Origin of the sequence: Granulicella mallensis MP5ACTX8, from assembly GCF_000178955.2 — a bacterium.
GTDB classification, from domain to species: Bacteria; Acidobacteriota; Terriglobia; order Terriglobales; family Acidobacteriaceae; genus Granulicella; species Granulicella mallensis.
The window spans coordinates 3773801-3794632 of the sequence record NC_016631.1 but is presented as its reverse complement, the minus strand read 5'-3'; the positions used below and the strand labels follow the sequence as shown (position 1 = coordinate 3794632).

Genomic DNA, 20832 nt, shown 5'->3' with positions numbered 1-20832 from the left:
CATCTCCCTATTCTCGCCGAATGCCGGCGATGGGCCTAATACGACATTTCAGAGGATGAGTGAGGTGCTGCTCGATGGGGCTACTGATAGAAGCGAGTCGCGATGATATGGCCGCCAGGATCGTTCGCGCCGATGCTGCTGGTCTCGACCAGGAACTCGAAGGATTTCAGTGAACCATCCGGCAGAAGAGCCTGTTTCAAAACCGGCTTCATCTCCGCAGCGTTGGACAGGATGTCCGCAGCGGCCTGGGTGGCGGCCATATTGAGTCCCTGGATGATCAGCACGTGGCCCTTTCCATCGAGGCTGGGCAGATAGTCGATGGCACCATAGGTACGGTTGGTGGTTCCGCCTATGCCGTTCGAGTACCTTTGCTGCTCAGTGCCAAGCGGATGATCGTTCAGCACGTACGATTGGTCGACTTCGGACGTGTATTCGAATTTGAAGTTAAGGTTTTTCTCAAAGAGAGCGACCCAGGGATTCGTGTGCACCGATCCGAGCAAAATGACATTGGAGCGTTTCAGGTCTTCCGCTGTAATGCTTCGTGCATAACGAATCTGTGTCCGGCTTGGCGTAAATTCGGGGAGCTGCGTCAGCGTGTTCGTAATGTTCAAAGAGACTACGCTGGTATAGCGCTGCTGGCGCAGGTCATTCATGTTGCCGACGCTAAGCATGGGCACAGGCTTCGTATCGGTGAGATAGGTCCCGCTCGCGTACTCTTCCAGGGTGACCAGATGCCCCGTGATGTTCTGCAATACTCCGAGTCCACTATCCGAAGGAACGATGAGCATGTTCCGATTCGGTTGGAAGAGTTGGGCCCAGATCGGATGCGCTGGTCCCAGTACCTTTGTGTCCTGCATCTTGTGGACGGCGAACCGTACGGTCCAGGTCAGCAGAACACCGGCAACCAACCCGATAGCGAGCGCGAATCCTGTAGACACTCTGCGAGCCGCAGCGACTGGCTTCGGGATCTCTGCTGTGTCTGGGAGCTTGGCGGAAAGCTGTATCGGTGCGAGAGAGTCGCCGAGAGAAGAAGGGGGTGCCTGTGACTCGATCGCGGGCTCTTGCTGAAAGACCGGCACATAGCCACCGCGGGGAATGACGATCCGAATGGGTTCATCGCGGCCTTCGCCTTCGAAGTATTCATCGAGCCGTTTCCGCAACAGCCGTGCATAGCTGCGGACGATATTGTCTTCGCCGGGATTGTAATCAGGGGCACGATTGAAGATCTGCGTGCCGATCCGCTGCTCTGTAATCTCATGAGCGTTTCCCAGAAGCTGTTGTTCGCAGACATATTGGAGAAACTTCGGAAGCAGATCGGATTTCGATAATCCTTTACTGGCCGCGACCCTGCAGGCCAGCTTCCACTCCGGTCGTTCCGAAAGATTTCTCGGATCGTTAGGTTGAGGCTCTTCAACTAGTACTGCTGTATCGCCGGACGAACCGGAAGTTACCTTCCCCATGACACGAGGGGTACCCGACCTCTTTCCGTAGGACCATTCACGATCATCGGGCATAGAAGAAGCATAGCGCTCAAATATGAAATGTTTGTGAATGCGCTAAAATCCAGCGTACATTTTCTTCTTGAATCACAGAGGGGTGAAGCGGGGTGTGTGCACAGGGCATAAGCCGTTTTCCACGTAAAACACCCTTTTGGAATTGTGTAGAGCGGGCCATGATCGGGCCATCTGTATTTTCTGCGTGGGCCGTTTCCAGGGACTCTTTCAGAAGCCTATTCACGTAATTGAAACACAGACACGCAATTATTGGAGAGAACGGTGAAGCGTCTTTTTTTATTAGTAGTAATGGCTTGTCTTGTCTTGAGCTCCGCACCGATGTTTGCGCAGTTTGAAACTGCTTCGGTTCTGGGATATGTGCGTGACGGCTCGGGTGCCGTCGTTCCCGGTGCAAGCGTCTCCCTTATCAATCAGGAGACCAAGGCCGTGGTTAAGGCACAGACCAGCGCTCAGGGCTCTTACGAATTTGTCGACGTCAAGATCGGCCAATATCTGGTCACCGCGCAAGCGAATGGTTTTGATGTCAGCACGACACAGCCCTTCACCGTTACCGTTAACGCCCGCCAACGCGTTGACCTGGCCCTTACCATCGGCTCCACCAGCGAGACCGTTACCGTCGATTCCGCTGCCGTGCTGCTCGAGACTGACTCGAGCGAACGTGGACAGGTCATCGGCACCCGCGAGGTCCAGAACCTCCCGCTCAACGGCCGCGCGTATGCCGACCTTGCCGCCCTGGTCCCCGGCGTTCGCCGCAGCCTCCTCGAAAACGGCACCGACTCCAGCCGTGATGCCAGCTTCAACGTAAACGGCATGCGCAGCGAGCAGAATAACTTCCTGCTCGACGGTCTCGACAACAACTCCTACGGAACCTCCAACCAGGGCTTCTCCAACCAAGCCCTCCCGCCCTCCCCAGATGCCATCGACGAGTTCAAGGTCCAGACCGATAACTACTCAGCCGAGTTCGGCCGCGCTCCCGGCGCCGTCATCAACGTGTCGATCAAGAGCGGTACCAACCACTTCCACGGCGCCGCATATGACTACCTCCGCAACACCGCGCTAAACGCCATCGGGCCGTTCAGTGCTCCTATCAATCCCCTCACAGGCAAGAGCCAGAAGCCGACTCTACAGCGCAACCAGTTCGGTGGAACCTTCGGCGGACCCATCTTCAAGGATAAGCTCTTCTTCTTCGGCGACTACGAAGGTACCCGCCAGGTCGTTCACGCGATCAACACCGCCACCGTGCCCGACGCTGACCAGAACGGCACCAGCGCCCAAGCCATCGCCAACGGCGGTTATACCTTCCTGACGACCGCAAGCTCCACCCTCGGTATCGCCGCCAACACTCCCGTCCAGATCAAAAACCCGATCACCGGCCAGGTCTACACCAACGGCGTCGTCCCCTTCAGCGACCCAACCGTCTCCAGCTTCGCCAAGGGCGTTCTCGCCGCGCTGCCTGCGCCTAACCTCTCCGGCATCGTGTCCAATAACTACATCTCGCTGCCCGCCGATACCCTTAACGACGATAAGGGCGATATCCGCGTTGACTATACCATCAGCCCGAAGACGACCATGTTCGCCCGCTACAGCGAGCACCAGGGCAACATTTTCAGCCCGCCCAACATCCAGGGCCCAGCTGGTGGTAACTCGAACGGCTTCGTCTATATCTTCAACCAGCAGGTGGCGGGTGGTGTGACGCACGCCTTCACCCCGAACTCCATTTTGGATGCGCGTTTTGCCTTCACTCGCACCGATGGCGGTAAGAGCCCCTACGGCCACAGCCTCGCCAGCCTCGAGAGCGGTATCGCCGGCCTGCCGACCAGCGGCCCGGCGGTCACCAGCCTCAACGCGCAGTCAGTCCAAAACTTCTCACAGTTCGGAAGCCTTAGCTCCAACCCCCAGTTCCAGGATCCCTACACCTACAATCCAAAGATCAACTACACCTGGATCAAGGGTCGCAGCACCTATAAGGCAGGCTACGAGTACGTCGCCGACTTCACCACGGACTCCGACTTCAACCCGGCCTACGGCGAAGACACCTACAACGAGTACTTCAGCGCCAATGGATATATCTCCGCCGCACACCCCGGCGTCACCACCGGAACAACATCATCGCCAAGCGGCTTCGACACCGGTAGCAAGGAAGGCGTCGCACTCTCAGACTTCCTCTTCGGCGCTCGCGACACCTACCAGCTAGACAACAACACCCTCGCCTACATCAACCAGCGCTTCCACTTCTTCTACTTCCAGGATGACATCCGTTTCTCCTCGAAGCTGACCATCAACGCCGGTCTGCGCTATGAGCTCGTCACTCCGCAGTGGGAGTCAAGCAACCACCTCTCCAACTTCGATCCCGGCACCGTTTCGATGGTGAACGCCTCCAATGGTTCCATCTACAACCGTGCTCTCGTTCACATGCCCAAACTCGACTTCGCTCCGCGTCTTGGACTTGCTTACCAGATCGATTCCAAAACCGTTGTCCGCGCCGGCTATGGCATCGGCTTCCTTCAGTTCAATCGCCAAGGCGGAGAGAACGTGCTTGTCTATAACGCTCCCTTCGTCGTCGACACGGTCCTCACCCAGGCGCCGGAGTTCGGCAACCTGGCTACCTCAGGCTCTTCTGCTCCGCTCGCCCCTTGCACCACCGCTCAGGCAGCTCTTCCCTACAGCTCGACCAACCCCACCCCCTGCTTCCGGACCAGCGCTCAGGGTTACACCACTGGAATGTCCAGCCCTGCAAACGTCACGGCCGCCAGCTACAAGAACACCGAAGTCCGTTACCTTCCCCCGAACCTACCCACCGGCTACGTGCAGAGCTACCACCTGACCGTACAGCGTGAACTCGGTCCTTCCACCACCTTCGAGGTCGCCTACGTCGGTGAGCATGGCGTCAAGATCCAGACACTCGCTGATCTGAACCAAGCCAACCCCGCAACCCCTTCGGCCACCTGCTCCACCACCATCACCTCTGGTTGCGGAAACCTCGCTGCTCGCCGTCCCATCCAGTCCTTCTACACCATCGAGGAGACGATCCCCGCTGGCTTCCTCACCTACAACGCCCTGCAGACCAAGCTCGAGCATCGCTCCGGGCATGGCCTCTACCTGTTGAACTCCTTCACCTACTCGCAGGCGATCGATAACTCCGGCGGAAACCTCGAGGCCAACAACGGTGACAGCGCGCGCATCAACCTAGCCAATCCGCGTAACGATCGTGGTCCTTCCGGCTACAACCAGCCTCTCAACGACACGCTCTCCATCGTCTACGACCTGCCCTACGGCAAGGGCCGCACCTTCGGGGGCAACGCTCCGGCTGTCGTCCAGCAGGTTCTCGGCGGCTGGCAGGTTACCGCCATCAACGATATGAACAGCGGTCAGCCGTTCAACATCTCCTACTCTCCAACGGGTGTGCAATCGGTCAGCTCGATCCTCACACAACGCCCCAACCAGACCGGTCCGGCAGTCCTTCCCAAGAGCAAGCGCGTGAAGACGAGCACCTCGTACTCGCTGTTGAATCCCGCGTCCTTCAGCCTGCCGGCCTTCAACCAGCCCTACGGCAACGCGGGTCGCAACAGCGCACGCCTGGATCCCTTCTACCAACTCGACCTCGGCCTGCATAAGCAGTTCGATGTCTTCCCCCGCGAGAACATCAAGTTCGACTTCCGCACCGAGGCCTTCAACGTCCTGAACAAGGTCAACTACGAGGGACCGGCTAACGAGACCTTCGGCAACAGCGCCTTCGGCCTCGCTACCTCATCTACGGTCTTCCCGGCACGCATCCTGCAATTCGCTGGCAAGATCATCTTCTAAGAAACAGAAGGGACGTCTCACGATGGATCGTAGACAATTTACTACCCTTGGAGCCGCGTCGCTCGGCAGCCTGCTCACCCAGAAACTCTGGGCTGAGCAGGCCCGGGCCGGGGCTTCACCCGATAAGTTCTACTTTGCTCTGGTTGCCGACACTCACATCATCGACGACTTCTATGTCAAAGGCAGCGAGAACGGAGTGGAAGATAACGAGAGCATTCTTGTTACGACTCCTCGCCTGATCTCCGCACGCGATCTGATCAACTCGCTCAATCCTGCGATCGAGCAGGTCTTTCTGATCGGCGATTACTTCCATAACTATCCTTCTACCGATTACGACTTCTACTTCAAGAACACCACCCGCCTCGACAATGCCAAGGTGATTACCGATGGCTTCAAGATGCCGGTGCACCTTGGCTTTGGCAACCACGACTACGATGTGCGCCATGTCTCGCGGGAGATGAGCCACCGCCTCTTTGAGGCGAAGTTCAAGGCGAAGCCTTACTCCGTGCTGGACTACAAGGGCTACAAATTTATTCACCTGAATAACTTCCTTGGCAGCACCCAGGACCATACTTCTTCGGACTTCAATCCCAACGTCGGATCACTCGGGGAAGAGCAGCTCCATTGGTTTGAGGCGCAGCTTCAGCAGCACAAGCCTACCTTCGTCTTTATTCACTACCCGCTGATTCAGGATGTTCCGGTCGAGTTTGCCGACTACGGTCTTCATCCTCTTCTGCGCAAGTACGAAGACACGATTCAACTGGTCGTCTCCGGCCACCAGCATAAGTGGGTCGATTTCTCCCGCCTGTATGGGCCACGGCACTACATCATGGCTGCTACCCGTTATGACCCCAATGCCTACATGCTGATGGAAGTGGACACCAAGCGTGGCACCTGGCGGTTTATGAATGAGAGCCTCGTGGAGTGGGACACGCATTACAGCAAGCCCTACAAGACGGCTTGATCACAGGCATAGTCGTTATTTACATGGTTCAGTGTCGTTAGGGCCAAGGCTTCTAACGACACTGGACCATCTGTCTGTAATACACGCTCTATAGATACGAATGAAGGATGCACCTATGCTTTCGAACTCCTGCCGTATTCTCTCCGCCGTCGCGCTGGCTGCATTCCTGGGAACTGCCCATGCTCAGTCAGAGGACAAGGCGATCAAGCTCAATCAGATTCAGGTAATCGGCACGCACAACAGCTATCACGCCGGTATTGCTGCCAACGAAAGCAAGCTCTGGCAGGACAAGTATGCGGACGCCTTCAAGGGGCTCGATTACCAGCACCAGCCTCTGACGCAGCAGTTCGATAGCGGAGTTCGCCAGATCGAACTCGACGTCTATGCCGATACCAAGGGCGGTCTCTACGCCCATCCCTCAGGCCCAAAGATGGTAGCCTCTGCCCACCTTCCTGCCGATCCCGACTTTGATCCCAACGGAGTGATGAGCAAGCCAGGCTTCAAGGTCATGCACGTTCAGGATGTCGACTATCGCAGCACCTGCCAGCCCTTCATCGGCTGCCTGAAAGAGATTCGCGAGTGGTCCCACGCTCACCCAGGGCACGTTCCTCTCTTCATCCTCGTTGAAACCAAGCAGGGAAAGCCAGAGGGCAATCTTCATCTGACCATGCCCGAATCCTTCACGACGGAGACCTTCGACGCTCTCGATGCGGAGATCCGCTCTGTGTTTCCGGCCAACGAGCTCATCACTCCAGATGACGTCCGCGGCCACCACAAGACGCTGAATGAGGCTGTTCTTGCGGGCAAATGGCCTACGCTTGCGAAGGCGCGCGGGAAGATTGTCTTCCTCATGGATCAAAAAGCTGTCGGGCCTGTCTATCTTGCCGGACATCCCGCTTTGCGCGGTCGCGTTATCTTTACCAACGCTGACCCCGGCCAGCCTGACGCGGCCTTTATCGAACGCAACGACGGTCCTGCGGCCGATATCTCCGCTCTTGTGCGCCAGGGATATCTCATTCGTGCTCGCACCGACTCCGATACGAAGGAAGCGAGAACAAACGATGCCGCCACGCGAGATGCCATGATCGCCAGCGGAGCCCAGATGCTCAGCACCGACTATCCCATCAATGAGCCAGCTCGCTGGGACGGACACTACGTCGTTACTCTTCCGGGGAATGTCGACGCGCGCTGCAATCCTGTCAACGCTCCGGCTACCTGTCAGGTTGAAGAGTCAAAGTAAGTTGTAGCCAGTTATGCTGCTCTTTTTGTAGTCGTTTTTGCTTTTCTGGTTGTCATTCCCGCAGGGAACCTGCTGTCTGCTTGCTGTGGCAATGCTACTGTGGGGTGCGAGCGAAGAACGGGAGAAAGCAGGTTCCTCGCTCCCCTCGGAATGACAACCGGAACAGCAAGAACAAAAGCAGCAGCAACCTACGGCTTCGCCATCTCACGCTGATAGGCGTGCAACTGTTGCAAGGGCGGAAAGCCTGGGTCCGCCCCTTTCCATATATCCGCAACGGCACGATAGGCGAGATCGGCATGGACGCGATCCTCTCGCAACTGAAACGTTCTTCCCAGTTCAAGCTGCGACAGGACAAGGTAGGGAGACTCGGGAAAGCTGGCTTGTTGACCGATGACCCGTTTGAACTCTTCAGCGGCTTTATCGAACTGCCTGATCTGGAGATAAGCTTCGCCTCTGTAGTACGCGGGGCTTAGGTCCATAAAGCTGCAGAAATCGAAGGGCCGTGTCTCCTCAAGTTCCCGAATGGCTGCGGCCGGATCGCCCTTATGCACCTGCATGGCGGCGCGAACGGAAGCCAGGACGGCAAAGTTGAGAACGGTGTCGGAGGGAGCCTGCGCGGCTGCGTGGGTTGCAGCTGTCAGCGCGTCGCTGGTATCTCCGGATCTTGCCAGCGCGAGCGCGGCATAGGCTTGCACGGTGGGGCTTTCAGGAAACTGGTGCGAGGCATCGCGAGCGAGCGCCTGGGATTGATGAGGAAAGCCGAGATCGGCTTCCAGCGCAGCCTGGTCCAGGCTCACCTCGGCGGCAAACTCTCCAAGATGATTGGCCCGCGCATTCTGTTCGGCTTCCGAAAAGAGATGGTTCGCCTGCGACATTTGGCCGCGATACAGCGCCGCCCACGCCGCGCTGGCGAGCATCTCGCTCTCCGCCGGGTCATTCTTTGCCTTCTCCAACTGCGCTTGCATGCCGGCGGGATCGTTTTGTGCGAAGGCTCCCTGAAAACAGGCGACGCGGAACTCGACTGAATCGGTCTTGCCGGGGATGGGATGGTTGCACAGTTGATTGAGCGCAGCGTACTTGCCGGTGCGCAGATCGGCGGAGGCAAGGTTCGTGTAGGCATGATCCATCTCAGGATTGAGCTGGACCGCTGTCTCTGCCAGTCCAAGCGCTTTCTCAGGTTCCCCGAGAAGGAGGTACATGTCCGCCAGATTATTCGCAGCAATCGGATCACGCGGATAGATCTTGCGCCACAACTGCAGGGTTTGGAGCTCCGGCTCGATCTCGCCTGTCCCCGAGTAATAGCGCGACACGATATAGAAACGCTCACGTTCCGTGGCGTGCTCGCGCAGATCGAACGCCTTCTGCGAGAACTGCTGGCTGACTTTATACTCTTCCAGGTTGTAATAGACGCTGCCCAGGCGGGCATAGGCGAGCGCGAACTCAGGGTCCAGGGCGATGGCCAGCTTGTAGTCTTCCGTGGAGTCGGACTCCAGGCCGAGGAGATGCTTTTTCTCGCCCTGCGTAAAAGCCTTGAGCGCTCCCAGAGAGCCTGTGGTCGCCTGGACCAGCGGGACATTGAACCTCTGCAGCGAGCTTTCCGGCTCATTCAGCGTACGGCGCATCTGCTCGCTGGCCAGATTCAGAGCTTGGAGAACGTCATCCCGGGTCTTTGCCTGATCTATCTGGGTAGCGAGGGCTCGGCCGTTAGAGCATTGAAAGACCGTAACCTTTAATAGATAGCCCGGCGATTGGGCGAGGATCTCTCCGCGCAGGAGCACCTGGGCATGCAGCGAGACACAGGCTTGCAGCTCGTCCTGCTGGCTGGCTACATCCGAATCAGGCACCAGGCGGCGGAACTTCTCTGCCGGAACGAGGTTGAGATAGGGGGATTCTTCCAACTTGGCCTGCAGAGCGGAAGAGAGCACTCCGTCGAAGTAATGATCGCCCGTGGCGTTGGTAACCCCGCCTACGGCGATCATGTCCGAATCATTGATAGAGAGTAGGGACTTCGCTCGATGCCAGCGGTAGAGCCACACGCCTGCGAAGGCAAGCGCGATCAATATCAGCAAGAGGACGAGCAAGGCAGGCCGGTAGGGGAGCTGCGTCTGCTCTTGAATCTGGTCGTCTGGCAGACTTTGCGAGGACTCTTCGGCTGGTGCCGGAGCCGCTACAGACGTTACCTTTCCGATGAACTGGTAGCCGCGCCGGGTGACCGTTTCGATATAGCGTGGCGACGTCGAGTTGTCTCCGAGCGCCTGCCGGAGCTTTGTCGCGGCGACCCGCAGGCTGCGATCGGACTCTTCGGGAGTTTTGTCAGGCCATAGCTGGGCCCAGAGCTTCTCGCGCGAAACCAGCTCTCCAGGAGTCTCCAGCAGCCTCAGCAGGATCTGGAGAGGCTGTTCCTGCAGCTTAACCCGTTCGCCGTTCTGCAACAGGACTCCGTTATTTGCCTGCAACTCGAAGGAATCGAACAGGTAGGCAGTAATAGGAGGTCGAGGGCTAGGGTCAGAGCCTGATGAGATAGAGAGCCGCCTTTGCGTCGTTTTGGGCCAAAAAGCCCGGAATGATTTGTTGGCAAATAGTTAACAATCAATTTACTTGACCGTTTCGTGCCCGACAAGTTGATGTGGCACATATGAATCCTCTCAAGTCTTTTCACATTCTTCCCGTGCTGTGCCTATTGGCGTTGAGCTTTTCTCCGGCGCGGGCCCAGAGTGCAGGGCAGACAAAAACAGCCGCCAAGGCCGAGACCAACGCGGCTTCCTTGCCTGCGAGCGACAACATCCTCTACCAGTTCGGGGCGAGCAGCACCGATGCTGCGGATCCCTCTACCGCCCTCATGCAGGCCAGCGATGGCAACTTCTATGGCGGCACCTACGGGGGCGGTACTTATGGAGACGGCACGCTCTACCAGCTCAGCCCATCCGGCAAGTACACGGTGCTTTACAGCTTTACCGGCGGCAACGACGGCAAGGCCCCCTACAACAGCCCGATCGAAGCCAGCGATGGAAATCTCTATGGCGTGACCAACTACTACGGAGCCTACGGAACCTTTCAGACTGGCGGCACGATCTACCAGTACAACCTCAAAACAGGCGCGCTGACCACTGTCCACTCCTTCCAATATGGAGGGACGGCCGGTTTTGGAGAACTGATCGACGATGGGAAAGGGACGATCTATGGCACAGCCAACGTCGACGACCCGACGGGCAACAATCTAGGCAGCATCTGGTCCTTCAACTACCTGACCCAGACCTTTACAACGCTCCATTCGTTTACCGGGGCGGATGGCAATAGCCCCGTTGGAGGCCTCGTTCTGGCTTCCGATGGAAACCTTTACGGCACGGCTGAGTTTGGCGGTCCCTATGTCTCCGGCAGCCCTTTGGGCTATGGCTATGGCACGGCCTTCGTTATCGCTCCCGACGGTTCAAACTTCCATGTCTTCCACAACTTCGATAACGACGGACAGGGCGTTGAAGATAGCTGCTGGCCAACCGGCTCTCCGGTTCAGGGGCCGGATGGGAACCTCTACGGCTTTACCTTCGAGTGCGGTACGCAGGGAAATGGAACCGGCATCTTCTACCAGATCGTGCCGAACGGTGTGAACTCGACGCTCCATAACATCTATGACTTCCAGGTCGGCGACGGAAACAATCCGCTCCACGGACGGCCCTTCCTTGGCGGCGACGGCAACTTTTACATCGCCGGTTCTGAAGGCGGATCTCATAGCTCCGGACAGGTGATGCAGATCAGCCCCACCGGCACGAAAGCCGATGTGTACGACTTTGGCTCGAACGCGGCAGATGGTTTCAATGTACAGACGCAGCCCTTTGAATCGACAGACGGCAATCTCTATGGAGTGGCTTCGTCTGGTGGACCCCATTACCAGGGAAACATCTACCAGATTCTGACCACGCTGCCACCCGCCATAACTCTTACTCCAGGCACTGCGAATGTGAATCCCGGCGATTCTCTTACCCTTACGTGGTCGGTCACGAACGCATTCTCCACCAATGCGAAGGTCTGCTTCGCCTATAGCTCCGACAACTCCTGGACGGGCTCTGTTGCGACCACCGGTAGTGCGACGGTGAAGCCTACGCTTGCCCTGGGCATTCTGACCTATTCGTTTACCTGCGGTGGCAGCGAGACGGCTACGGCTACGATCGTGGTCGGAACGATTCCTCCGCAGATTACGACGACCAACCTGCCGGGCGGCATGGTCAGGGCGGCCTACGCGCAGACCATTGGTTTGCTTGGAGGAACGTCGCCCTATACCTGGAGCATCACTGCCGGCAGTCTGCCGCCCGGACTCGCTCTTTCGGCCGGCACCGGCGTTATCTCCGGAGCCCCGGCGCAGAGCGGGACGAGTTCTTTCACCGTACAGGTGAAGGACTCGGAGAGCACTCCTTTGACCGCGACCGCCGCTCTCAGCATCGTTGTCGTTCCGGCTCCGCTGGTTCCTCCCACGGTGTCTGTCAGTGCAAGTCCCTCCAGCATTGTTTTGGGGAAGAGCACATCGCTGACGGCGACCGTAACCGGTCTCGCCAATGTGCCCACGCCGACGGGCACCGTGCAGTTCGCTGCCAGCGGAAGTGCTCTGGGTGCGCCGGTTCAACTGTCGAATGGCACGGCGACGCTGCCAGGCCAGGCTCCTACAGCAACCGGCTCCTACGGTATTACGGCTACGTACTCCGGTGATGGCAACTACACCGCCGGAAATGTAGCGACAACCACGCTGACCGTAACGGCTCCGACTCTTGCCGCCATTGTGGCGACACCCGACACCGTGATGATCTCCAGCGCAGGTGGAAATGGATCGACGATGTTGAAGGTCCTCAACTTTCCTGACGCTTCCGTCTCGTTCGCCTGCTCCGGTCTGCCCAAGGGAGCAGCCTGCAGCTTTGGCGCTTTGAGCGGCTCGGGCACGTCTGCTCTCCAGATCACTACGACCGGCGGCGGCAGTGCGAGCCTCGTTCAGCCTGCAAATGGAATGGGCACGCGCCTGATGTATGCGCTGACGTTGCCTGGACTCTTTGCGGTCGCAGGGCTCTTTGGCAGAAGGAGAGGATATCTCCGGTGGCGCAAGATGCTGATGCTGGCGGTGCTGTTCTGCATGGGCGGGTTGATGACGGCTTGTTCCGGCGGTAGTGGGACCAGCGCTCCCGTAAACAATGCGACTCCCTCCGGTACAAGCACGGTCATCGTGACGGCGACGGATGGCAGTCAGTCCGCCGCTCTCAACCTGACGATCGTCGTGCAATAAAGCGCTACAGAAACGTACGAGGATGCGAGGTCTCTAAGCCGAGCCGCTCGTCTTGTCCTGCACCACTTTTCAGGAGCTTCCGATGAAACTGAACTTCCGTATGTTGTCCCCTCTCTCGTCCGTATTGCCCGCTGCGCTACTGGCCTTTTCAGTGAATGCCGCCAGTGCGCAGGCTGCTCCTCAGATCAATCAAAGAGTGAACGACGCTGAAGTAGTTGCGCTGCAGAACAACGTCCATCCTCTCGCGAAAGCGATCTACGATCAGGGTGCGGTTCCGGACTCGACGCCGACAGGCCGGTTGATCCTCACCCTGAAGCGTCCAGATGCGCAGGAGAATGCTCTGCATCAGTTCCTTGCGGACGTTCAGACGAAGGGAAGTCCGAACTATCACAAGTGGCTTACACCGGCGCAGTTCGGGCAGAAGTATGGGCCGGCTGACGCAGATCTCGCGCAGGTTGAGTCCTGGCTGCAGTCTCATGGTTTCAGTATCGATAAGGTCGGTGCAGGTCGAACGGCCATCGAGTTCTCCGGAACTACCGGCCAGGTCGCGAACGCCTTCCATACATCGCTTCATACCTACAGCGTCAACGGGGAAGTACACCATGCAAATGCCACCAATCCGCAGATTCCCTCTGCGCTCGCGCCGGTGATCGCGGGGGTTGGGTCCTTGAATGACTTTCACGCCAAATCGCAAGCGCAGACGCTGGGCCGAGCGAAGTACGATGCGACCTCGCATAAAGTGATTCCACAGTGGACGACTCCCGACGGCGCGGGCGGAGCCTATTACGCCGTTGGGCCGAAGGATTTCGCGACTCAGTACAACGTCACTCCGCTTTACAGCGCCGGTACGAATGGTGCCGGCCAAACCATCGGCATCATCAATGAGTCCAATATCGATTTGGGACTTGTCCAGGCTTACCGAAAGCTCTTTGCCCTGGATACGAACTCCGCCGCTCCCAATCTTCCTCACATCATCATCGACGGCAACGATCCTGGGCTTTATACTCCTGCCCTGACCGAAGCCTATCTGGATGTGGAGATGGCTGGCGCTGTGGCTCCGCAAGCCACCGTCAACCTGTATATCGCTGCCAGTACCGACTACAACGATGGCCTTGATCTTGCCATGCTGCGCGCCGTGGAGGACGATGCCGCCACCGTTCTCAGCCTGAGCTTCGGTACGTGTGAAGCCGAAGAAGGCGCGGGTTACATGGCCTACGTCAATTCTTTGTGGGAGCAGGCTGCTGCCCAGGGCCAAACGGTGATGGTGTCCTCGGGCGATAACAGCTCCGCCGGTTGCGACAATCAGAACGATCCGTTCGATGCCGCAGACGGTTTGCAGATCAATGGACTGGCTTCTACTCCATGGAACATCGCGGTGGGCGGCACCGACTTCTACTACAACGATTACGCTACCGGTGGAGCAAGCAGCGCGCAGGACTGGAGCGCAACGAACGATGCAAGTCTCGGCTCACTCCTTCATCCGCTCCCTGAACAGCCCTGGAATAACAGCTCTTATGGCTTGAATATTAATCCGACTACTGGCGTTTCCATTGTGGGTGGTAGTGGTGGACAGAGTACCTGTGCGGTCGTCGGCGGGCCTCTGGCTGGAACAAATGCTCTTACCTCGCAGGGCCTGTGCCTTGGACTAGGAGGTTATGCAAAACCCGCGTGGCAGGCGGGCCCTGGCGTTCCCGATGATAAGGTGCGCGATATTCCGGACGTCTCACTGTTTGCCGCCTTTGCCGCGAACAATAGCTTTTATGCTATCTGTGCCGCTACTGGCGATTGCATCAATACTGACCCCAATACGAAATCTGTCTTCTATACCTCGGTAGGTGGAACCTCTGCCTCTGCCCCTGCCTTTGCAGGCATCATGGCACTTGTCAATCAGAAGTATGGTCCGCAGGGACAGGCGAACGCTGTTCTTTATCCCCTTGCCGCGAAGATGCCGTCGATCTTTCACGACGTTACGGTTGGTTCCAACAACGTTCCGTGCAGTGTGCAGGGCGGCCTGCAATGCTCAAAAGATAAGACCGGCACGGGGGCTTCTCTGCAGGAGTGGCCGGCGACAGTGGGCTATGACCTTGCCTCGGGTCTCGGCAGTATGGATGCCAATGCGCTGGTCGCAAACTGGAATAGCGTTAGTCTGAGCGCTACCAGTATTGCGTTCCAGGCGACACCCACAACCATCACCCACGGCCAGACGATGAACTTACTTGCGAACGTCGTCGCGAATTCAGGTTCAGGAACTCCCACGGGAGCCGTCGCCGTTGTGGCCGATACCCCGCTGCCCTCCAACCGCGGACAGCTTTCCATGACGCTCGACAGCACGGGGGCCGGCGCTGCCAGCGTTAGCTTCCTGCCCGGCGGTACTTACAACATGCACGCTAGCTACAGCGGAGATGCGACCTTCGCAGCCAGTCAGTCCGCGCCCGTTTCGATTACGGTGAAACCGGAGAGCAGCATCATTCTGGCGGGCGCCTTTCAGAACCAGACGAGTCCCTATGGTTTGCAGACACCGCTTGGACCGTCGGTAACCTATGGCACCATCGTGGGCATTGATCTGCAAATTGGCGGCAGCGCCGGCAGCGTGAATGGCATCGCCACCGGGACGGTTACGGTGCAGGACAACGGCACCGCGATTGCGACACTGCCTCTCAACGCGAATGGCGCGACTGTTCTTTCCTCGGGAACATGGACCCTGGGGCAGCATAGTCTTACCTTCAGCTACTCCGGTGATCCCAGTTACAACGCAACAACCACCAGCAACCCTAAAGGTCCACTGACCTTCACCGTAACCAAGGGACTTACTCAGATTGGCACGGTCGCTAACTCCACCTCTTTTTCTGCGGGTGGTACGTTAGTGGTCCAGGCCCAGGTAACCGGGCTAAATAGTGGGTTATCTCCTACAGGCAACGTGACGTTCACTTTGGGCAGTCTCACCCAGACCGTGCCGCTTTCGGCGACATCGAATGGCGAAGGGTTTGCTACTGAAACGTTTACCAGCTTGGCTGCAGGTACCTTCAGCCTGGGAGTAAGTTACGCGGGAGACAGTAACTGGAGCAGCTCAACGGCCTCGCCTCAAACAGTCATGGTCACTGGCGCCTCAACCTTGTTGCCCACAACCACGGCGGTCACCAGCGATCCTGTAGACCTTACAACCATCGTCCCTGGGACTTTGATTACGCTGACAGCGAAGGTCACCGGTTCTACTGTCGCGCCTACCGGCGGAGTGTACTTCGTCTCAGATGGCCAGCTCTTCAGCTCCGGCAACAGCCCTCAAGTGACGCTTGTTCCGGGGAGTGGTGGCACATCGACGGCGACCATCACCTTTACCGCTGCGAACTCTTCCGCCGGCTCGAATCAGCTCTATGTGATCTATCTCGGCGATAAGGTCTACAGCACTTCAAGCAGTCCTGTGCTGATGTTCAATAACCTGCAGGGGGATTTTTCGATCCTCAATAACAATCCAACGGTTACAGTAGCTGCTGGTTCTCCTGCATCCGTAAACCTGACGCTGAGTTCCAATAATCAGTTCAGCGGAAAGGTAACTCTGGCCTGTGCTGTTACCGGTAGTGGCACAGTTGTGCCGCTCTGCACCGTGCCGGGTACGGTGGCCGTTGCTACTACGGGGCAAGCCACAGCCTCTGTCCAATTGGTAACCTCGATTCCTCCTGCTACTACGTCTCAATTGGCGCAGCCAGCCAGAAGATGGTTAGCTGGAGGCAGTGGAATCGCAGCCTTTGCCTGCCTTCTCCTGTTTGGGGTTCCATCACGGAAGCGCAGATGGACGGTGACGCTTGGCTTTGTTCTATCGGTGACACTCCTGGGCGTGATGGGAGGCTGCAGTGGAGGCAGCAGCCCGCCGGTTACTACTGCTCCACCCAGCCCAACCCTTGTTCCGGCCGGGACCTACAAGGCCGTGATCACTGCAACGGACGGAGTAATTACTCACAATGTCCTGGCAAATATCGTAGTAACAGCCGCGTCGACTAACTAAAGATGTTCCAACGCAAAAATGCCGCCTGCTGATAGGGCGGCATTTTGCGTTGCCTCTTACGTGTCTTCCTAAAAAACTTTTAGCAGGAGAAGGATGATGACAATCAACAGAATCAAACTGATGCCACCACCTCCGTAGTAACCCAGACCAGGTCCCATGCGATAGCCGCCAAAACCAAAAACCAAAAGCAAGATGAGCAAAATGATGAGCATAAATGTTCTCCCTGTACCTCTATGATGCTTTTTGCGCGTGCGGCAGCTGAATATTTTGAGAAAGAATGCAAAGCCTGCCCTTCTGCTTGTTTCTGAGAACGATTCGTCCTTCTTTTGGTGAGCGCTTGCACGTTTTTGAGAGATTAAGCATCTCAATGCTTGGCTCACTATGATTGTCCCGATAGTAGAAGAACATGAGTGGATCAATTGTCTGGATGCCTTGGCATCCTGGCAGCCGCCTGCGGCATCTCTTTTAGTCATCGCTCCCCATCCCGATGACGAGACATTAGCCGTTGGGGGATTGATCGCTGCACAGCGCGCGAAAGGTCTTGAGGTAATCGTTGCCGCAGTAACTGACGGCGAAAATGCATATCCCGATTTTCCGGGGCTGGGAGACCTACGCGCCGGCGAACAGAGAGACGCTCTAAAGCGGCTCGGCGTTGCCGCTGAGAATATTGTTCGACTCAAGTTGCCGGATAGTGATGTAGGTTCTCAGGAGCGACTGTTGGTAGAGCAGTTAATGCCACTGGTTTCTCGCTCTACTTCTATCGTTGCTCCCTGGCGAGGGGACTTTCACCCGGACCATGAGGCTTGTGGCCGCGCTGCCGAAGAGGTGGCAAGACGGACCGGTGCGAGTCTTACCTCCTATTTTTTCTGGACATGGCACAGGGGAACGACAGAGCTACTGCAGGAGATGTCTCTACGCTCCTTTTCCTTGAGCGATGAGTCGCTGCTCGCCAAGACCGAGGCGCTCCTCTGCCACAGGTCTCAGCTAACTCGTGAATCAGGCGATCCTATCTTGCCGGAGTCGTTGTTAGCTCCCGCGAGGCGTTCCTTTGAGGTTTTCAGCATCGGATGAATACAGAGACAACAAGCCGGGATTTTTTTGAGCAGAAATATCTGAAGAATGCCGACCCCTGGTCGTTTGCATCCAGTAGCTACGAGCAATGCCGGTATGACGCGATCTTTCGTTCGCTGAATCATCGGCGCTATCGGCATGGCTTCGAGCCGGGTTGTTCTATCGGTCTGCTGACAGAGCGGCTGGCATCGGTTTGTCAATATGTCGATGCTATGGATATTTCGCCGACAGCCGTTCGATATGCACGAGAGCGCTGTCGTGGCTTGTTGAATGTCGATATTGAGTGTGGAGCGTTACCGGACCTCATTCCGATAGGTTCCTTCGATCTTGTAGTGCTCAGCGAGATTGGTTATTACTTCGAGGAAGAAGAGTTGGAAGGTCTGGCTAAGAGCATTGTTGCCCAAATGAGTATGTCCGGTGTTCTGGTTGCCGCGCACTGGTTGGGAGCCTCGGAAGATCATGTGCTGAGTGGTGACCGCGTGCATGAGATCCTGGCATCCCTTAAGGGGCTAGCTCATGAACATGAGGAACATCATGCTGGGTTTCGGCTGGATAGGTGGAAACGGATATGAATGGCGCTCTCCAACATATGAGCGTGTTGATTCCTGCGCGCAATGAAGAGGAGCTATTGCCTCGGTGTCTTCGATCCATCTTTGCGGCATGTTCCTTGTTGCCGCTGTCTGTGAGCTGGGATGTAGTCGTTGCCGTGGATAGCTCCACCGATAGGACCTTTGAGATCGCGGAATGCGTGCTGCGTGGTCGCGGAGTCGCCATCCGCACCGATGCAGGCGCGGTGGGGAAAGCCCGAGCGCTGGCCGCTGCCGTAGCTCTTAAGCGTTATCGCGGTCCGCGAAACTGCTGCTGGCTCGCAAATACCGATGCTGACTGCAGCGTTCCTGAGACGTGGCTGAGGGATCAATGGGAACTGGCGGCAGCTAACGTAGAGGCCTTTGCGGGCACCGTCGATGTCGACACCTTCCAGGAACATCGTGCAGGTGTGGATGACCTGTTCCGAGCGAGCTACCGAATCTTTTCCGATGGCACGCATCCCCATGTGCACGGCGCAAATCTCGGAGTGCGCGCAGATGCGTATCTAAGAGTGGGCGGATGGCGGCATCTTGAAACCGCCGAAGATCATGATCTGTGGAATCGACTGCGGATTGCGGGGTCCAGGCGGGCTTCGGTCGGCCGGATGAAAGTTCTGACCAGCGGCAGGAAGGTGGGGCGCGCGCCTTATGGATTTGCCCAGGCACTTGCAGCGCATGATGAGGTGGCGGCATGACCAGCGAAGCTCTGCTCCAAAGACTCCGCTCCCTTACAGAGATCGCTATGCCATTGCCGGGTGCGGGTGATACTCCCGGGCGTCACAGGCAGTTGATGGAGATTGGGCGGGAGGACCTGTCCCTGGCTCGTTTGGCCGAAGCCCATTGGGATGCCGTCTCCATTCTGGCGGAGGCCGGACTCAAGCCTGAGCCGGGTGCGATCTATGGGGTATGGGCGTCCGAGAAGCCAGGGCAAGAACTGAGTCTCATTCCACGAAGTGGTCGTTATTCTCTTGTGGGAACAAAGATGTTCTGTAGTGGAGCGGGGCTGGTGGATCGCGCTCTTGTCACTGTTTCGAAGCCAGAGCGATTTCTCGTGGATGTCGATCTTCGCAGGGAGGTGGAGGGCTTTGAATTCAATACCTCGGGTTGGAAGTCGAATGCTTTCCAGCAAACGGGGACTGCGACGGCTACTTTCAAAGAGATCTCCATCCTGCCGGATGAAGTGGTTAGGGAGGCCGGGTGGTATCTCTCTCGTCCGGGATTCTGGCATGGGGCCTGTGGTCCTGCAGCGTGCTGGGCCGGAGGCGCTGCGGGGCTCGTGGACTACGCCATGCAGCAGTCACGGGATGACTCCCATACCCTGGCGCACCTGGGAGCGATGAACGCCTCTATCTGGGGACTTAGGTCCTATCTTGATCTGGCGGGCAGAGAGATCGACGAGAAGCCCTGCGATGTCGGTGAGGCTCATAGCCGGGCACTCATCGTTCGACATCTCGTGGAGCAGGCCTGCACCGAGGTCCTTCGCCGGCTGCCTCGGGCCTATGGTCCGCACCCGCTTGCCTTCGATGAAGAGATCTCCCGCCGCTACCAGGAGCTCGATTTGTATCTGCGGCAATCCCATGCGGAGCGCGACCTGGAATCGTTAGGCAGGGAACTGAAGAGCCAGCAGATTCGATCGAACGAACATGTTAGTTCGCCTGTTTTTTAGGAGACCGATATGCCACTTCATCTCACATGGGAACAGATCGCTCTTCGCCTTGTTCTGGCGTTGCTTGCCAGTTTTGTGATTGGTCTCAATCGCGATGAGAATGGTCATCCTGCCGGCATTCGAACCACGATGATCGTCTGTCTGGCCGCTACCCTGGCCATGTTGCAGGTAAACCTGCTGCTTCCTCTTGCGGGGAAACCATCAAGCTCTTTCGTCGTTATGGATCTCATGCGGCTTCCGCTGGGCATTCTTTCCGGTATCGGCTTTATAGGAGCAGGCGTAATCATCAAGCACGAGGGGAACGTTAGTGGCGTGACTACCGCAGCGACCCTCTGGCTGGTTACGGTCCTCGGTCTGCTCTTTGGCGGAGGCAATCTCTATCTTGGCATCGCGGGATCGCTGGCCACGTTCCTGGTGCTTTGGGCATTGAAGCGGATCGAGAAGAATATTGCCCATGAGTATCACGGGTCGCTAAGCCTCACTTTGTCCGGAGAGGCTCCGAGTGAGACGGCCCTTCGGAGTCAATTATTGACCGATTTCGGCATCGTTCATTGGAGTCCGCTCTATGAGCCTGCTACCGCAATGGTGGTCCTGAACTGTGAGCTGAAGTGGGTAGCCAAAGCTTCACGAATTCCCGAAACGCCGCCGGCTATCGAGAGGCTGCGAACTCTTCCTGGAGTGCTTAGTCTTAGTTGGAGGGAGTAAATAAAGGGGCACGCTATG

General features: G+C 57.3%; 13 protein-coding genes. 10 read left to right on the top strand and 3 right to left on the bottom strand.

What is annotated here, in order from left to right; translation table 11 throughout:
• Positions 1-80 precede the first annotated feature (80 nt).
• A complete protein-coding gene (locus ACIX8_RS15245; protein ID WP_044176846.1) occupies positions 81-1460 on the bottom strand; it encodes a hypothetical protein in 1380 nt (459 codons plus the stop codon).
• Positions 1461-1775: 315 nt separating this feature from the next.
• On the opposite strand from ACIX8_RS15245, the gene ACIX8_RS15240 reads away from it, so the two are divergent.
• From ACIX8_RS15240 to ACIX8_RS15230, 3 genes are all read left to right on the top strand, one after another.
• On the top strand, positions 1776-5318 hold the full coding sequence (locus ACIX8_RS15240) for a TonB-dependent receptor (protein WP_223295349.1): 3543 nt from the start codon (positions 1776-1778) through the stop codon (positions 5316-5318).
• A gap of 22 nt (positions 5319-5340) precedes the next feature.
• Positions 5341-6282, top strand: coding sequence for a metallophosphoesterase family protein (locus tag ACIX8_RS15235; protein WP_014266255.1), 942 nt, complete (start codon positions 5341-5343; stop codon positions 6280-6282).
• Positions 6283-6397: 115 nt separating this feature from the next.
• Positions 6398-7522: a phosphatidylinositol-specific phospholipase C1-like protein gene (locus ACIX8_RS15230; RefSeq protein WP_014266254.1), complete on the top strand. Its 1125-nt coding sequence runs from the start codon at positions 6398-6400 to the stop codon at positions 7520-7522.
• A 188-nt stretch (positions 7523-7710) separates the two neighbouring features.
• Here ACIX8_RS15230 and ACIX8_RS15225 read toward each other — a convergent pair whose 3' ends face one another.
• On the bottom strand, positions 7711-9954 hold the full coding sequence (locus ACIX8_RS15225) for a winged helix-turn-helix domain-containing protein (protein WP_014266253.1): 2244 nt from the start codon (positions 9952-9954) through the stop codon (positions 7711-7713).
• A 203-nt stretch (positions 9955-10157) separates the two neighbouring features.
• Between ACIX8_RS15225 and ACIX8_RS24660 the strand changes: the two genes are divergently transcribed.
• Both ACIX8_RS24660 and ACIX8_RS15215 read left to right on the top strand, forming a co-directional pair.
• Positions 10158-12785 (top strand): choice-of-anchor tandem repeat GloVer-containing protein, encoded by a 2628-nt coding sequence (locus ACIX8_RS24660; RefSeq protein ID WP_014266252.1) that lies wholly within the window; start codon positions 10158-10160, stop codon positions 12783-12785.
• An 82-nt stretch (positions 12786-12867) separates the two neighbouring features.
• Positions 12868-16785, top strand: coding sequence for an Ig-like domain repeat protein (locus ACIX8_RS15215; RefSeq protein WP_014266251.1), 3918 nt, complete (start codon positions 12868-12870; stop codon positions 16783-16785).
• A 68-nt stretch (positions 16786-16853) separates the two neighbouring features.
• On the opposite strand, the gene ACIX8_RS26575 is transcribed toward ACIX8_RS15215, so the two are convergent.
• The gene (locus tag ACIX8_RS26575) at positions 16854-16997 is read right to left on the bottom strand and encodes a DUF3309 family protein (protein WP_014266250.1); all 144 of its coding nucleotides are present in this window, start codon (positions 16995-16997) and stop codon (positions 16854-16856) included.
• Positions 16998-17166: 169 nt separating this feature from the next.
• Between ACIX8_RS26575 and ACIX8_RS26570 the strand changes: the two genes are divergently transcribed.
• The 5 genes from ACIX8_RS26570 to ACIX8_RS15190 are packed head-to-tail and all read left to right on the top strand — an operon-like array spanning position 17167 to position 20814.
• Positions 17167-17856 carry a PIG-L deacetylase family protein gene (locus ACIX8_RS26570; RefSeq protein ID WP_014266249.1) on the top strand — a complete coding sequence of 230 codons (690 nt, stop codon included), beginning with the start codon at positions 17167-17169 and terminating at the stop codon, positions 17854-17856.
• The gene (locus ACIX8_RS15205; RefSeq protein ID WP_014266248.1) at positions 17853-18428 is read left to right on the top strand and encodes an SAM-dependent methyltransferase; all 576 of its coding nucleotides are present in this window, start codon (positions 17853-17855) and stop codon (positions 18426-18428) included. Before ACIX8_RS26570 ends, ACIX8_RS15205 begins: the two co-directional genes overlap by 4 nt.
• Positions 18425-19138: a glycosyltransferase gene (locus ACIX8_RS15200; protein ID WP_014266247.1), complete on the top strand. Its 714-nt coding sequence runs from the start codon at positions 18425-18427 to the stop codon at positions 19136-19138. The genes ACIX8_RS15205 and ACIX8_RS15200 overlap by 4 nt, the downstream gene beginning before the upstream one ends.
• Entirely contained in the window at positions 19135-20109 is a 975-nt protein-coding gene (locus ACIX8_RS15195) for an acyl-CoA dehydrogenase family protein (RefSeq protein ID WP_014266246.1), read from the top strand. Before ACIX8_RS15200 ends, ACIX8_RS15195 begins: the two co-directional genes overlap by 4 nt.
• Before the next feature lie 9 nt (positions 20110-20118).
• Positions 20119-20814, top strand: coding sequence for an MgtC/SapB family protein (locus tag ACIX8_RS15190; protein ID WP_014266245.1), 696 nt, complete (start codon positions 20119-20121; stop codon positions 20812-20814).
• The last annotated feature ends 18 nt before the right edge of the window (positions 20815-20832 follow it).